Genomic DNA, 14279 nt, shown 5'->3' on the forward strand with positions numbered 1-14279 from the left:
CGCCAATCGATATATTCTTGAAAATATAATGAATGACGTTTATGAGCGATATATTCTTTTGGATATGACGACTGGAGCGGGCTATGGGGATTTTTCGACGTATTGTGATCAAGGGCGCCTTAGCGGCCATGACCGGCGTATGGCTTGGCGCCATCACGCTTTCCAGCCCTGCCTTGGCACAGAATAAGGTGACCGTATTTGCCGCTGCCAGCATGAAAAATGCTTTGGACGCGGCCAATGCCGAATGGACCAAGGAGACCGCCAATGAGGCGACCGTGTCCTATGCCGCAAGTTCGGCGCTTGCCAAGCAGATCGAAGCGGGTGCGCCCGCCGATGTCTTCATCTCTGCCGATCTGGCATGGATGGATTATGTCGCAGGCAAGAAGCTGATCAAGGATGGCACGCGCGTCAACCTTCTCGGCAACCGTCTCGTGCTCGTTGCCCCCTCGGACAAGGCAAAGCCTGTCGACATCAGCCAGGGCTTCGACCTTGCAGGCCTCATCGGTGACGGCAAACTGGCAATGGGCGCCGTCGACTCCGTTCCCGCCGGAAAATACGGCAAGGCGGCTCTGGAGAAACTCGGCGTCTGGTCTGCCGTGCAAAGCAAGGTGGCCGGTGCGGAAAGCGTGCGCGCCGCTCTCGTGCTCGTCTCGCGCGGCGAAGCGCCCTACGGCATCGTCTATCAGACCGATGCGGCAGCCGACCCCGGCGTGAAGATCGTCGGCACATTTCCGCAGGACAGCCATGAACCGATCATCTACCCGGTCGCCATTCTGTCCGAATCCAAGAGCCCCGCCGCAACGGCCTATCTCGATTTTCTGAAATCTGCGAAAGCCGCCCCCTATTTCGAAAAGCAGGGCTTTACCATTTTGAAGTAATATCGAAACAGTACACGCAGGCTTCCCGTCTTCGAAAGGACGGGGAGCCTGCGTGCGACTGTGCACATTGCCATATCATTCAACTGGAACGTCGATTTGGACCTGATAGCGCTGAGCGCGGAAGAATGGACGGCGATACGCTTGAGCCTTTGGGTGTCCAGCATCGCCATGCTGGCAAGTCTTCCCTTCGGCATTCTCGTGGCGCTTCTGTTGGCGCGCGGTCAGTTCTGGGGAAAATCGCTGCTGAATGGTATCGTTCATCTGCCGCTAATCCTGCCCCCCGTCGTGACCGGTTTCATCCTGCTGGTGCTGCTGGGCAGGCGCGGTGTTATTGGCCAGTTTCTTGATCAGTATTTCGGCATCGTCTTTTCCTTCCGCTGGACTGGGGCCGCGCTCGCCTGCGCAGTCATGGCATTTCCCTTGATGGTCCGTTCCATTCGCCTCTCCATCGAAGCGGTCGATCGAAAGCTGGAGGAAGCTGCCGGGACGCTGGGTGCCAGCCCTTTCAGGGTGTTTCTAACGATTACCCTGCCGCTCACCCTGCCCGGCATTATCGCGGGCATGATTCTGGCCTTCGCCAAGGCCATGGGTGAATTCGGCGCGACTATCACTTTCGTTTCCAATATTCCCGGCGAAACGCAGACACTGTCTACCGCGATCTACACCTTCACACAGGTTCCGGGCGGCGATGCCGGTGCTCTGCGGCTGACGCTCGTGGCGGTGGCGATCTCGATGATCGCGCTGCTGGCATCGGAATTTCTGGCGCGCGTCGTCGGCAAGCGGGTGGCTGCCGAATGACGCTTCTTGTCGATGTCAGACATCGGCTTGGCTCCTTTCATCTGGAGGCAAAGCTAACGGCGGGTGAAGGTGTAACAGCGCTTTTCGGGCGTTCCGGCTCCGGTAAAACGTCTGTCATCCGCATCATTGCAGGACTGACGCGACCGGATCACGGCACAATCGAACTGGATGGAGAGGTGTTGACCAATAGCGCCAGCCGCACCTTCATCCCTACCCATAAACGGCGCTTCGGATATGTGTTTCAGGAAGCACGGTTGTTTCCCCATCTGAATGTGGAGCAGAACCTGCACTATGGCCGCTGGTTTTCGGGCGTATCGGATAACCCGGCAGAAGCGGCCAGAGTGATCGAGATGCTGGGCATCGGTGACCTGCTGAAGCGTCGGCCTGAAAAACTTTCGGGTGGCGAAAAACAGCGCGTTGCCATCGGTCGCGCCTTGTTGTCATCGCCGCGCCTGCTGCTGATGGACGAACCGCTGGCGGCGCTGGATGAGGCGCGCAAAGCAGAAATCATCCCCTATCTGGAGCGCCTACGCGACGAAACGAAGATACCGATCATCTATGTCAGCCACGCGGTTGGCGAGGTCTCCCGCCTTGCAGACAGGGTAGTGGTGATGAAGGATGGCAGGGTGGATGCGCAAGGCCCCGCCTCGGAAATTCTGTCCCGCCCCGCCTTTAGCTCACATCTGGAGCGACGGGAAGCGGGAAGTATTCTGTCGGGACGGGTGGAGAATTTTGACGAACGCCATGGCCTTGCCACCGTTCGCCTGAAGGGAACGGCGTTGCAGGTTCCGGCCAAATCGGCAGAGGTCGGAAAGACGGTTCACGTTCATATTCCTGCGCGCGACGTTTTGCTTGCGACGGTCCGTCCCGAAGGATTGAGCGCCTTGAACATTTTCGAAGGTACCATCAAGGACATTGAGCCCTCTGACGATGGCATGGCCATGGTGCATGTGGATTGCGGCGGTGACATCATCATGTCACGTATTACGAGCCTTTCAGCAGAACGGCTGTTGCTTGCATCCGGTAAAAGAATTTTCGTCATCGTCAAATCGGCTGCGCTCGATCCTTACTGATCGTCGTGTTGGCGATTCGCCTCCAGCCAGTCAAGATCAGCGCCAAGCGCATCTCTCATACGGCTCTCCATGTCGCGATACCGCGTCAGCAATTCCGCACCAAACGCCGTCAGTCCCGCACCGCCGCCCTGTTTGCCACCCCGCTGCGATTCGATTACCGGCTGCGTGAACATGTGGTTCAAGGCATCCACTAACAACCATGCGCGACGATAGGACATATCCATGGCGCGACCGGCAGCGGAAATCGAGCCGGTGGAAGCGATGAGTTCCATCAGTTCGATCTTGCCACGCCCCAGGCGTTCACCGGGCGGAAAGTCGATACGCAGGACCGGTTTCAGGGGTAGCGCTTTGTCGGTCATCGGCGCGCATCTCCGAAACGGTCTTGCCATGATGGCTGAGCACCCTCATGGGGAAGGGCCGTCGCCTCGAAAACGCCTCTTGCGATGGCCCGGGCGGTCACGAGTGTCGTCAGATGGCAAAGCTCGGAAAAATCTGCCGCAGCGGTTAGCGGCTTGCGCCCCGTTGCGGCTGCAAACATAGTGTCACCGTCACTGGATAGATGAGGCGGCAGAATAGCTCGCGCCAGACCATCGTGCGCCATGATGGAGAGACGATGCGCCTGCGCTTTCGTCAAGATGGCATCGGTGACGACGGCGCCAATGGTGGTCGCGGTCAGCGTGACACCTTTGATCCGCATCGCCGAGTCAGTGTCCGCAAAAGCGCTCGGCAAGCCATGCCCACCAAATTCAACACCCTTTTCAAATGGCGCTGCCCAGAAGTGATGGCTGGCGCCGACAGTTGCCGAGCCCATGGCGTTTACGGCCACGATAGCCGCGACGCGAAGACCGGTGGATGTTTCGGCGCTGGCAGAACCGAGGCCTCCTTTGAAGGTTGCCGTGGTGGCACCCGTTCCGGCACCCACTGTGCCAAGCGCAAAAGGTGTGGCTGAAGCGGCCTTGAACGCCTCATATCCCATGTCGCGGTAGGGTGAGTGTAGGCCCCAATCCTTGTCCCCGCCGTTCAGGAGGTCCATCAGGATCGCCTGCGGTACAATGGGAACCCTGGTCGGACCGACCTGAAAACCACGACCGATCTCGCGCAAACCCGATTGGACGCCACCCGCAGCATCCAGCCCAAAGGCCGAACCACCGGAAAGAACGAAGGCATCCACGGCCTCGACGGTCATGGATGGATCGAGTAGTGCAGTATCACGACCACCCGGCGCACCACCCAGCACCGAGCCGGACGCGATGGCAGGCGCATCGAAAATGATCGCCGTAACGCCGGACCCCAGCAGGAGATCCGTCGCATGGCCGACGGCAACGCCATCGATATCGGTCAGAAGATTATGCAAGAGTGGGCATCCCTCCATGTCATGCCGGTATCCCGCCCTTGGCCTTCCTTGTCAACGGATCACGAAAACACAGCCGTTCCAATCATCGGCGTGGATGGAACCGCCATGTCACGCGGTTCCAGCATGCCGGAAAGATAAGCCTCGCGGCCTGCCGTGACGGCTTTCGCAAAGGCTCCCGCCATCAGCACCGGATTGCCGGCACCCGCCACCGCCGTGTTGAGCAGCACAGCATCGAAGCCGAGCTCCATCACCGTTGCGGCATGGGAAGGGCGGCCAAGGCCCGCATCCACGATCATCGGGACATCGGGAAAATGGGCGCGCATGGAGCGCAACGCACTGATGTTGAGTGGCCCCATGGCACTGCCGATGGGCGCACACCACGGCATCAGAACCTTGCATCCCGCATCCACCAGCTTTTCGGCAACCACCAGATCATCGGTCGTATAGGGAAAGACTTCAAAGCCGTCATCGGAAAGAATGCGTGCCGCCTCCACCAATGCGAAGACATCCGGCTGGAGTGTATCGTGGTGGCCAATCACCTCCAGCTTGATCCAGTTTGTCTTGAAAACCTCCCGCGCCATCCTGGCCGTCAGCACGGCTTCCTTGGCAGTGTGGCAACCGGCGGTATTCGGCAAAACCAGTCGATCCAGCTCACGGATCATCTCGAAAAACTGCCCGCCCGTTTTCCCACCTGTGCTTTCGCGGCGCAGCGAGATGGTCAGAATATCCGTGCGGCTGGCGCGAACGGCATCTGCCAGCACTGCCGGAGACGGATAGCGCGCCGTGCCGAGAAGAAGCCTGGAACTGACCTCGCGTTCATAAAGCGTCAACATCGATTAGCCTCCCTGCATGGGTGAGAGAATTTCGATCCTGTCAAAATCCTTCAGACAAAAATTAGGGCGATCTTCTGCGTGGACGAGATCGCCATTGACGGCGGTCGCCAGCCAGTCGCCCTCGTAGTCGAGCATCGCCAGCAGTTGTGACAGCGTCGCTGTGGCAAGATCACGCTCTTGCCCATTGACCAGAACCCGCATGGGAAACCTCCTTGTTTTCTATGATGTCGGCAGCCTGCTGCGCCATTGCAGGCGAAAGCAGGAAGCCGTGCCGATAGGCACCATTGATGTGCAGCGTCTTGCCGTTCTCTTCGATGCCAGGAAGATTGTCTGGAAAGGCGGGACGGATGCCTGTTCCCATCTCTATGATTTTTGCCTCCCCGAAGGCCGGATGCAGCGCATAGGCGGCATTGAGGAGTTCCATCAGCGACCGTGCCGAGATTGGCCCGTCATCCTGCGATTCGATCATCGTCGCACCAACCATGAAGCGGCCCGGCTCACGCGGCACGATGTAAAGCGGAATACGCGGATGCAGCAGCCGTACGGGACGGGAGAGCTTTATCTCCCCCGTGGAGAGATAAAGCATCTCGCCCCGCACGCCGCGAAGCAAAGGAAGCGTGCCGACCTGTGCGTGGCCCGTGCAATCGATAACTCTATCAAAGCCTACTTCCGCCACGCCTTCCCTACCAAGGTGGAAAGCCACCCCCATAGAGACAAGTCGCTGCTGCAAAGCCCACAGAGCGAGCCTTGGATCGAGATGGCCTTCATCCGCGAACAGAAGCCCCTGCCGGAAGCGGCCCGCCAGATCAGGCTCCAATTCGCCGATCTCGTCCTCAGCCACGAGCCGGTGGTTGCGCGTGCGCGCGGCAAAGCGGGAGAGTTCCGCACGGTCACGGGCCGGAGCCACGACCAGCGTGCCGTTTCGCACCACGAGGCCTGGCGTGGCCTCATCCCACCAGTCGAGCGCAGACTGCCCCAGCGCGATGACGGCCTCATCAGCGCTTTCCCGTTCGCACCAGGGCGCGAGCATGCCACCGGCATACCAGGACGCGCCGCGACCGGCCCCGGTGGAGAGGTCGTAGACCTCCACCGAAAAGCCGCGCCGTGCAAGTTCAAGCGCAGCCGTCAAACCAACGACGCCTGCGCCTTTGATGAGAATGCGCATGTCACTCACCGGGCGTGGGCTGCGCAAGCGGCAGATAAAGCTCGCCGCCTTGCTTGAACTTCTCGGCCATGGCCTCGAAACCTTCCTTCTGAGCCTCGGCACGGATGTCATGCGAAATGCGCATGGAACAGAATTTCGGCCCGCACATGGAGCAGAAATGGGCGACCTTGTGCGCTTCCTTCGGCAAGGTCTCGTCATGGAAGGACCGGGCCGTCTCGGGATCGAGCGACAGGTTGAACTGGTCCTCCCAACGAAACTCGAAACGTGCACGCGACAGGGCATTGTCGCGGATTTGCGCCGCCGGATGGCCCTTGGCGAGATCGGCCGCATGGGCTGCGATCTTGTAGGTGATCACACCCACTTTGACGTCGTCTCGATCCGGCAGACCGAGATGTTCCTTCGGCGTGACATAGCAGAGCATGGCCGTACCGAACCAACCGATCATGGCCGCCCCTATGCCGGAGGTGATATGGTCGTAACCCGGGGCAATATCGGTCGTCAGCGGCCCCAGCGTATAGAAGGGTGCCTCGCCACAGACCTTCAACTGCTTGTCCATGTTCTCCTTGATCTTGTGCATCGGCACATGGCCGGGGCCTTCGATCATGACTTGGCAATCCTTAGCCCAAGCGATCTGCGTGAGTTCGCCCAGAGTTTCCAGCTCGGCAAACTGTGCGGCGTCGTTTGCATCGGCGATCGAACCGGGGCGCAGGCCATCGCCCAGCGAAAACGACACGTCATAGGCCCGGCAGATGTCGCAGATTTCTTCGAAATGCTCGTAGAGGAAAGATTCCTTGTGATGATGCAGGCACCACTTGGCCATGATCGAGCCGCCACGCGAGACGATACCTGTGACGCGATTGACGGTGAGCGGTATGTAATGCAGTCGCACACCGGCATGGATGGTGAAGTAATCGACGCCCTGCTCGGCCTGCTCGATCAGCGTATCGCGGAACACCTCCCAAGTCAGGTCTTCGGCAATGCCGTTCACCTTTTCCAGCGCCTGATAAAGCGGCACCGTACCGATGGGAACCGGCGAATTGCGGATGATCCACTCGCGTATATTGTGGATGTTGCGCCCGGTCGACAGGTCCATGACCGTATCTCCGCCCCAGCGGATGGCCCACACCATTTTCTCCACTTCTTCCGCCATGGAAGAGGTGACGGCAGAATTGCCGATATTAGCGTTGATCTTCACCAGAAAGTTCCGACCGATGATCATCGGTTCGGCCTCGGGGTGGTTGATGTTGGCCGGGATGATGGCCCTGCCCGCTGCCAATTCTTGGCGCACGAATTCCGGCGTGACGAAATCGGGAATGTGAGCGCCGAAGCTCTCGCCATCGCGCACCATCTTTCCTTTGAGGGCTTCCCGGCCCAGATTTTCGCGAATCGCGACAAATTCCATTTCGGCGGTAATGATGCCCGCCCGCGCGTAGGCGAGCTGAGTGACGGCCTTGCCATCGATTGCGCGCAGCGGCTGATTTCGAACGGGAAATTCCGGCGTGAGACGTTCGCCTGTGGCAAAGCCGTTATCTTCGGGTTTGACGTGTCGGCCCTCATAGGCCGCGACATCGCCGCGTGCCAGAACCCAGTCATGGCGAAGGCGCGGCAAGCCGCCTTCGATATCGAGGCGGTGGCTTGGGTCGGTGTAAGGACCGGAGGAATCATACACTGTGACAGGTGGTTCGCCTGCGGTCGGATGCACTGCGATTTCGCGCATGGGAACGCGAATGTCAGGGTGAAGAACGCCCGGCTTGTGCACCTTGGTGGAGGCGGGCAGCGGACCGGTGGTCACGTTGGGCGAGATGGTTTTGGCAACAATGTTCATCGTGAGGCTCCAAAGCAAAACAGTGGAGACCCAGTTCGAGCATGAAAGACGAAAAAATCACGGAGGAGTGGATGAGGGACATCATCCGTCACAGCCAGGCTGCGCTTTTCCGTGTTTGCACCGTCCCTACGCCAGTATGAACTGGATCAGGTTCAACGGGTCACTGCGCATCGTAGCAGTATCTCAGCCCCTTGACGGGACACCCCTGGTGAATGCCTCAATCAGAAACCCGACACCGGCTTTTGTCAAGTCGATATCTAAAACGTATATGGCCGTGGAGCGCGGTCACGACAAATTAACCTAAGCGTTTATTCGAATGTTATTTTTTGGAGCGTAATTCGGAGAATGAGCTATGATGGCAGCCATTCGACTGGAGATTACTTGAGATGAATTCAACTATTCGTGAAATACTATCGAAATTTGGTCAACTTCCCGTGCCTGTCGATACCATTGCCGATGATGCCGATCTTTATACAGTGGGCCTTTCTTCCTTCGCGTCCGTCCAGTTGATGCTTGGATTGGAAGATGCATTCGACATCGAGTTCCCCGACAGCATGCTCAACCGCAAGTCTTTCGCCAGCATCGCCGCCATCGAAACGACGGTCAAAGCCATTCTCGACGGCAAAGAGGCAGCCTGATGGACGCGTCCGTCGCGTCCACTGAAGCGGCATTGTCCGTGCGGGCAGCGCGGGTTGCAGCCATCGCCGCAAAACACGCCGATGATGTCGATGCAGCCGGTCGCTTCCCGAAAGAGGCCATCGACGCTCTGCGTGCCGAGCGACTGCTTGGCATTCAAATTCCGCCCCATCTCGGTGGCGAAGGCGCAAGCCTTCTCCAGATAACGGATATCTGCTGCACCCTTGGGCAGGCTTGCTCGGCGACGGCAATGATTTTCGCCATGCACCAGATCAAGACGTCGAGCCTGGTCGAGCACGGCGAAGACAGCGCATGGCACAGCGCTTTCATGCGCCGCATGACGACTGAGCAGTTGCTGCTGGGCTCCGCAACGACCGAAGGCGGTATCGGCGGAAATCTGCGAAACTCCATTTGCGCCATCGAAATCGATGGCGAGCGTTGCCGCCTGCAAAAAGACGCGACCGTCATTTCCTACGGCAGCGAAGCAGATGCGATCCTCATCACATCTCGCGCCAACGCGGATGCCTCACCGACCGATCAGGTGATGACCGTTTTCCTGAAAGACCAGTACCGGCTCGAAAAAACGCATGTCTGGAATACGCTGGGCATGCGCGGCACCTGTTCGGATGGCTTTCTGTTCAACGGCGAAGCACCAGCCGAACAGGTCTTTCAGAAGCCCTTTGCCGAAATCGCTGCGCAGTCCATGCTGGCCACATCGCACCTGTTCTGGAGCGGTGTATGGTACGGAATTGCAGCCGATGCGGTTGCTCGCGCGCAGGCTTTTGTTCGCGCCGCGGCCCGTAAGTCCCCCGGCGTTTCCCCTCCCGGCGCCATCCGACTGGCAGAGGTTTCCAACAAGCTCCAGATCGTCAAATCGAATATCGTTGCAGGTCTGAAAGCTTACGATGAAACCAGAAATGACCCCGAAAAGCTGATGTCTATGGCCTTCGCAATCGCCATGAACAATGTGAAGATCTGCTCGTCGGAAACCATCTTGGAAATCATCAATCATGCCATGCTGATCTGCGGCATCATGGGTTACAAAAACGGGACGCCGTTCAGCCTGGGAAGACACTTGCGCGATGCGCATTCGGCGCAGTTGATGATTTCGAACGACCGCATATTGGGCAATTCCGCCAACCTCCTGCTTGTTCAGAAGCAGGACACGAGCCTTTTGGGATAAGACCATGGACATGCAACCTTCCTTTCTTGATCGCCTGTTCGACAAGGGGCTGCTGATAGACACAGGCGTGGATGGTCTCTATGGCCGCAGCGGCCAGTTCGAGGACGTCATCATGGCTTTCGAGCGACTGATCGACACCGTCGGTGGCCCCGACAAGGCCGAAGCCATTCGCTTTCCGCCCGGCATCAATCGCGCCTATTTCGAAAAAAGCGGATACATGAAAAGCTTCCCGCAGCTTGCAGGAACGGTGCATTCCTTCTGCGGCTGTGAACTGGACCATATCAGCCTCATCAAGAGCATGGATGAAGGCACGGACTGGACGAAAGACCAGAAGATCACCGATATCGTGCTGACGCCTGCCGCCTGTTACCCGCTGTATCCGACAATCGCAAGGCGCGGAAATCTGCCCGCCACCGGTGGCCTCTACGATATTCAATCCTACTGTTTCCGCCATGAACCATCGAAAGACCCCGCCCGGCAGCAGCTTTTCCGCATGCGCGAATATGTGCGCATGGGCACAGAAAGCGACGTGACAGAGTTCCGCCAGCTCTGGATGGATCGCGGCGTCGAGATGATGGAAAAAATCGGCCTCGACGTGAAGATCGATATCGCGAACGATCCCTTCTTCGGGCGTGCGGGCAAGATGCTAGTCAACAACCAGCGCGACCAGAACCTGAAATTCGAACTGCTGATCCCGGTGACTTCCGACACCAACCTGACGGCCTGCATGAGCTTCAATTACCATCAGGATTCGTTCGGCACGAAATGGGGTCTGAACCTCGATGACGGTGCTGTCGCACACACCGCCTGCGTCGGCTTCGGTCTCGAGCGCATCGCACTGGCGCTCTTTGCCAAGCACGGGCTGGATGTGGACCAATGGCCGCAAGCGGTTCGCGAAACGCTCTGGGGTTGAGGCTTGCATGACGGCAATATTTCCGGCCCTGAGCGCTGACACCTATGTTCCGCATCCGCTGCATTCATCTGAGCGGATGTGGCCGGAAACGAACTGCTATGTCGATCTGTGGATCGAGCTTCTGTCATCGAGCGAACTTCCACCGGAAGCCATGCTCGGCTTTACGCTGACACAGGATTTCGAGGGCGATCAGTTCACCTTTTTCAAAGTGCCGCTGGAAGACCTCGAAGCGCTCTACGGCATTCGCGTCACCGAACTAGCGATCTTCGACAGGCTCGAAAGTCACGTTGCGACCCAGTTGCAGCGTGGCCGCATCTGCCTGATCGAAATGGACAGCTTCTATATGCCCGATACGCACGGCACCGCATACCGTAGGGAACACGGCAAGACGACCGTCGCCATCAATCGGATGGATGTGGAAAACCGCAGACTGGAATATTTCCACAATGGCGGCTACTTCGCGCTGGAGGGAGACGACTTTTTCGGCATTTTTCAGCATCGTCTTGGGGATGCCGACCTGCCCTTCCTTCCCTATACCGAGTTTGCGAAATTTCCAGAGACGCCCTCGAAGGAGCCTGATATCCGCAAGGTGGCGGAAGGCCTGCTCTCTGTCCATTTCGCACGTCGCCCCAAACACAATCCCATCCGTGCTTTCGCTGATGTCTTCCCGGCACAGGTCGCGCAGGTTGCCGACCGGCCCTTCGACTTTTTTCACAAATACGCCTTCAACACGTTGCGCCAGTTCGGTGCTAATTTCGAGTTGGCCGCCAGCCATCTGGAATGGCTGGGTGGCGAAAGCCACTTCGGCGATGCAGGGCTGCATGCTCTTCGCATATCGGAAGTCGCCAAAACGGTGCAGTTCCAACTCGCCCGCGCGGTCGCTCGCCGCAAGTTCGATACGCTCGCCACCGCCCTTGATCCCGCCATCGCGGCCTGGGACGCCATGATGGGCGCGTTGGAAACAACTCTTGCCAAGTCGAGTGAGGCGGCGTGACTGCGCCGTCCGGCATTCTCCTGAAGCAGGGACAATGTCTCAGCGAAGGCTGGACGCTGACCCTCACGGAGGCGGATGCTAGCCAGACGCCTGCAGACATACCGCTCGACGCAGAAGAGATGACGGCCCCGGTTCCTGGCACTGTTGCGCAGGCGCTGGAAGCACTCGGTCGGTTCGATCGATACAATCCGCATCCGCTCAACGGACATGACGCATGGTACCGACTGACGCTGGTGTCCGACCAGAGCGGCCCCGCCATTCTGCGTTTTCACGGGCTGGCAACGGTGGCGGAAGTCTTTCTGAACGGTCAACTCGTCGCCAACGTTACCAGCATGTTCGAAGTGTTGGATGTACCCTTCGACCTGACCGGTGTCGATGAGCTCGCGCTTTGCTTCAGGGCCCTTGCCCCGCGTCTGGAAAGAACAGGCCCGCGTGCGCGCTGGCGTCCGCAGATGATGAACTCTCAAGGATTACGGCTGATCAGAACGACGGCATTGGGCTATATGCCGGGCTGGTGCCCGGAAATCCATGCCGCTGGTCCCTGGCGCGGGATTAGCCTGCTGACGAAGCCCGTCTTTGATGTGCTCTCGTTCCACTGCGAGCTTGATGGTGACGGAACAGGTCGCATTCAGCTTAGCCTTCGCGCAGAAAATGAGAACTTGCTTGTCAGCATCACGTGCAACGGCGTCTCGGCACCGTTGGAGCATCGCGGCGAAAATGTCTTCGAGGGCAGCTTGGCGCTTCCCGGTATCGAGCCATGGTGGCCTGCGACCCATGGCACACCCGCCCTCTTTAACGTCGACATCGACATAGACGGGCAGATCCATTGCCTCGGCAATACAGGGTTTCGCCGGATCGAGATCGACAAGGGTAAAGATGGTAAAGGCTTCGGCCTGAAGATCAACGGCCAGTCTATCTTTTGCCGAGGTGCCGTCTGGACGAATGCCGACATCGTCCGCCTGCCGGGCAACCGGGCAGACTACGAACCGTGGCTGCGCCTTGCCGCCGAGGCGGGCATGAACATGATCCGCATCGGTGGAACCATGGCCTATGAAACGCCCGAGTTTTTCGCGCTCTGCGACGAACTCGGCATCATGGTCTGGCAGGACATGATGCTGGCCAATTTCGATTATCCGGCTAAAGACGAGGCATTTCTCGCACATATCGAGACCGAGATAACGCAACTTCTGAAAGCGACAAGCCTATCGCCTTCGCTCGCCGTGCTGTGCGGCGGCAGCGAGATGTATCAGCAAGGGGCCATGCTGGGGCTGCCAGAGCAATTCTGGAAAGGCCCGCTGACGGAAGAGATAGTGCCAGCACACGTCAAGCGGATGCGCCCTGATATCGCCTATGTCCCGAATTCACCCTTCGGCGGCGCACTGCCGTTCTTTCCGAACGCGGATGTCGGCCATTACTACGGCGTCGGCGCCTATTGCAGACCGCTGGATGATGCAAGGCGGGCAGACGTGCGCTTTGCCGCCGAGTGCCTGGCTTTTTCCAATGTGCCACAACAACGCACCCTGGAAAAGCACTTGCCCGCAAAGCCGGTTCACGACCCCAGATGGAAGGCGCGTGTCCCGAGAGACCGGGGCGCTTCCTGGGATTTCGAGGACGTCAGAGACCACTATATCAAACTGCTCTACGAGGTCGATCCTGCCGTTCTTCGACGGGAAAACGCAGATCGCTATCTTGATCTCTCACGAGCGGTAACCGCAGAAGTCATAGACGCCACATTTGCGGAATGGAGGCGTTCCGGGTCCAGTTGCCAAGGGGCTCTGGTCTGGACATTGCAGGATTTGCTGCCCGGTGCTGGCTGGGGCCTGATCGATTCGATCGGCGAGCCGAAGTCGGCTTGGTACGGTTTGAAACGGGCGTGTCGCCCCCTACAGATCAGCCTGATAGATGAGGGCACGAATGGCCTCGACATCCATGTCATCAATGAGGGACAGGAACCTGTTGACGTGGACGTCGAGATCGCCTGTCTGCGGGACGGTATTCAGCCTGTCGTTTCCGGCAAACGCGCGCTGACACTTGCAGCCCGCGACAACCTCGCTATCCCCGCGACCGATCTGTTCGGCGCGTTTTTCGATACGACCTATGCCTATCGCTTCGGCCCGCCCTCGCATGATGTGACAGTGGCGAGGCTTCGCGACCGGACATCGGGGACGTTGCTGGCGGAAGCATTCCACTTTCCAATCGGGCGCAGAGCCGCGCAGCATGCAGCCACACTTCAGGCTACACCTGTGCAGCATGGTGAACGCTGGTTTCTGGCCGTGACGACCGACCGCTTTGCCCAATCCGTGCATATCAGCGCCGATGGCTTTCGCCCTGCCGACGACTGGTTTCATCTGACGGCGGGCGAAGGAAGGCATGTGGAATTGCTGCCGCTGGCCCCGATGCGAGCCGAAAAACCCCATGGCGAAATTCGCGCGCTCGGCAGCGGCCACGTATTTCGTTTTTAAGGAATTGCGCTATAACGCGTTGTTCGTAATATCAGCGACGACAAGGGCCGCGCCTGTGGCAGCGCCCTATCCCGCCCCTAGTCCGTAAAATACGCATATCATTCATTTTCGACAGGGCAATCGCCGCCACCTCCCAGCGGCTTTGACGCCATCGAAAACATCAAT

General features: G+C 58.7%; 14 protein-coding genes and 1 riboswitch. Of the genes, 8 read left to right on the forward strand and 6 right to left on the reverse strand.

Going from position 1 to position 14279, the window contains the following annotated elements; genetic code table 11:
- Positions 1–83: 83 nt before the first annotated feature.
- The 3 genes from modA (at position 84) to modC (ending at position 2749) form a co-directional block, all read left to right on the forward strand.
- Positions 84–878 carry a molybdate ABC transporter substrate-binding protein gene (gene modA, locus QRN55_RS14205; protein WP_502871326.1) on the forward strand — a complete coding sequence of 265 codons (795 nt, stop codon included), beginning with the start codon at positions 84–86 and terminating at the stop codon, positions 876–878.
- A gap of 96 nt (positions 879–974) precedes the next feature.
- Entirely contained in the window at positions 975–1676 is a 702-nt protein-coding gene (gene modB, locus QRN55_RS14210; protein ID WP_284777193.1) for a molybdate ABC transporter permease subunit, read from the forward strand.
- Positions 1673–2749, forward strand: a complete 1077-nt coding sequence (gene modC, locus QRN55_RS14215) for a molybdenum ABC transporter ATP-binding protein (RefSeq protein ID WP_284777194.1) — start codon at positions 1673–1675, stop codon at positions 2747–2749. The genes modB and modC overlap by 4 nt, the downstream gene beginning before the upstream one ends.
- On the opposite strand, the gene QRN55_RS14220 is transcribed toward modC, so the two are convergent.
- The 6 genes from QRN55_RS14220 to thiC are packed head-to-tail and all read right to left on the reverse strand — an operon-like array spanning position 2743 to position 7926.
- Positions 2743–3108, reverse strand: coding sequence for a winged helix-turn-helix domain-containing protein (locus QRN55_RS14220; protein ID WP_284777195.1), 366 nt, complete (start codon positions 3106–3108; stop codon positions 2743–2745). The genes modC and QRN55_RS14220 overlap by 7 nt on opposite strands.
- Positions 3105–4121: a P1 family peptidase gene (locus QRN55_RS14225; protein ID WP_284777196.1), complete on the reverse strand. Its 1017-nt coding sequence runs from the start codon at positions 4119–4121 to the stop codon at positions 3105–3107. The genes QRN55_RS14220 and QRN55_RS14225 overlap by 4 nt, the downstream gene beginning before the upstream one ends.
- A gap of 41 nt (positions 4122–4162) precedes the next feature.
- Positions 4163–4936: a thiazole synthase gene (locus QRN55_RS14230; RefSeq protein WP_284777197.1), complete on the reverse strand. Its 774-nt coding sequence runs from the start codon at positions 4934–4936 to the stop codon at positions 4163–4165.
- A 3-nt stretch (positions 4937–4939) separates the two neighbouring features.
- A complete protein-coding gene (gene thiS, locus QRN55_RS14235; protein ID WP_284777198.1) occupies positions 4940–5137 on the reverse strand; it encodes a sulfur carrier protein ThiS in 198 nt (65 codons plus the stop codon).
- Positions 5106–6101, reverse strand: a complete 996-nt coding sequence (gene thiO, locus QRN55_RS14240; RefSeq protein ID WP_284777199.1) for a glycine oxidase ThiO — start codon at positions 6099–6101, stop codon at positions 5106–5108. Before thiO ends, thiS begins: the two co-directional genes overlap by 32 nt.
- A 1-nt stretch (position 6102) precedes the next feature.
- The gene (gene thiC, locus QRN55_RS14245; RefSeq protein ID WP_284777200.1) at positions 6103–7926 is read right to left on the reverse strand and encodes a phosphomethylpyrimidine synthase ThiC; all 1824 of its coding nucleotides are present in this window, start codon (positions 7924–7926) and stop codon (positions 6103–6105) included.
- A gap of 105 nt (positions 7927–8031) precedes the next feature.
- Positions 8032–8143, reverse strand: a riboswitch (TPP riboswitch).
- Positions 8144–8312: 169 nt separating this feature from the next.
- On the opposite strand from thiC, the gene QRN55_RS14250 reads away from it, so the two are divergent.
- From QRN55_RS14250 to QRN55_RS14270, 5 genes are read left to right on the forward strand one after another with little or no spacing between them, the layout of a single operon-like run.
- Positions 8313–8564: an acyl carrier protein gene (locus QRN55_RS14250; RefSeq protein WP_284777201.1), complete on the forward strand. Its 252-nt coding sequence runs from the start codon at positions 8313–8315 to the stop codon at positions 8562–8564.
- On the forward strand, positions 8564–9745 hold the full coding sequence (locus QRN55_RS14255) for an acyl-CoA dehydrogenase family protein (protein WP_284777203.1): 1182 nt from the start codon (positions 8564–8566) through the stop codon (positions 9743–9745). Before QRN55_RS14250 ends, QRN55_RS14255 begins: the two co-directional genes overlap by 1 nt.
- 4 nt (positions 9746–9749) lie before the next feature.
- Positions 9750–10658: an amino acid--[acyl-carrier-protein] ligase gene (locus QRN55_RS14260; RefSeq protein ID WP_284777205.1), complete on the forward strand. Its 909-nt coding sequence runs from the start codon at positions 9750–9752 to the stop codon at positions 10656–10658.
- A 7-nt stretch (positions 10659–10665) separates the two neighbouring features.
- On the forward strand, positions 10666–11652 hold the full coding sequence (locus tag QRN55_RS14265; protein ID WP_284777206.1) for a DUF1839 family protein: 987 nt from the start codon (positions 10666–10668) through the stop codon (positions 11650–11652).
- A complete protein-coding gene (locus QRN55_RS14270; protein WP_284777207.1) occupies positions 11649–14114 on the forward strand; it encodes a glycoside hydrolase family 2 protein in 2466 nt (821 codons plus the stop codon). Before QRN55_RS14265 ends, QRN55_RS14270 begins: the two co-directional genes overlap by 4 nt.
- Positions 14115–14279: the final 165 nt, after the last annotated feature.

Origin of the sequence: Agrobacterium sp. lyk4-40-TYG-31 (assembly GCF_030209855.1) — a bacterium.
In the GTDB taxonomy this organism is placed as follows: Bacteria; Pseudomonadota; Alphaproteobacteria; order Rhizobiales; family Rhizobiaceae; genus Agrobacterium; species Agrobacterium vaccinii.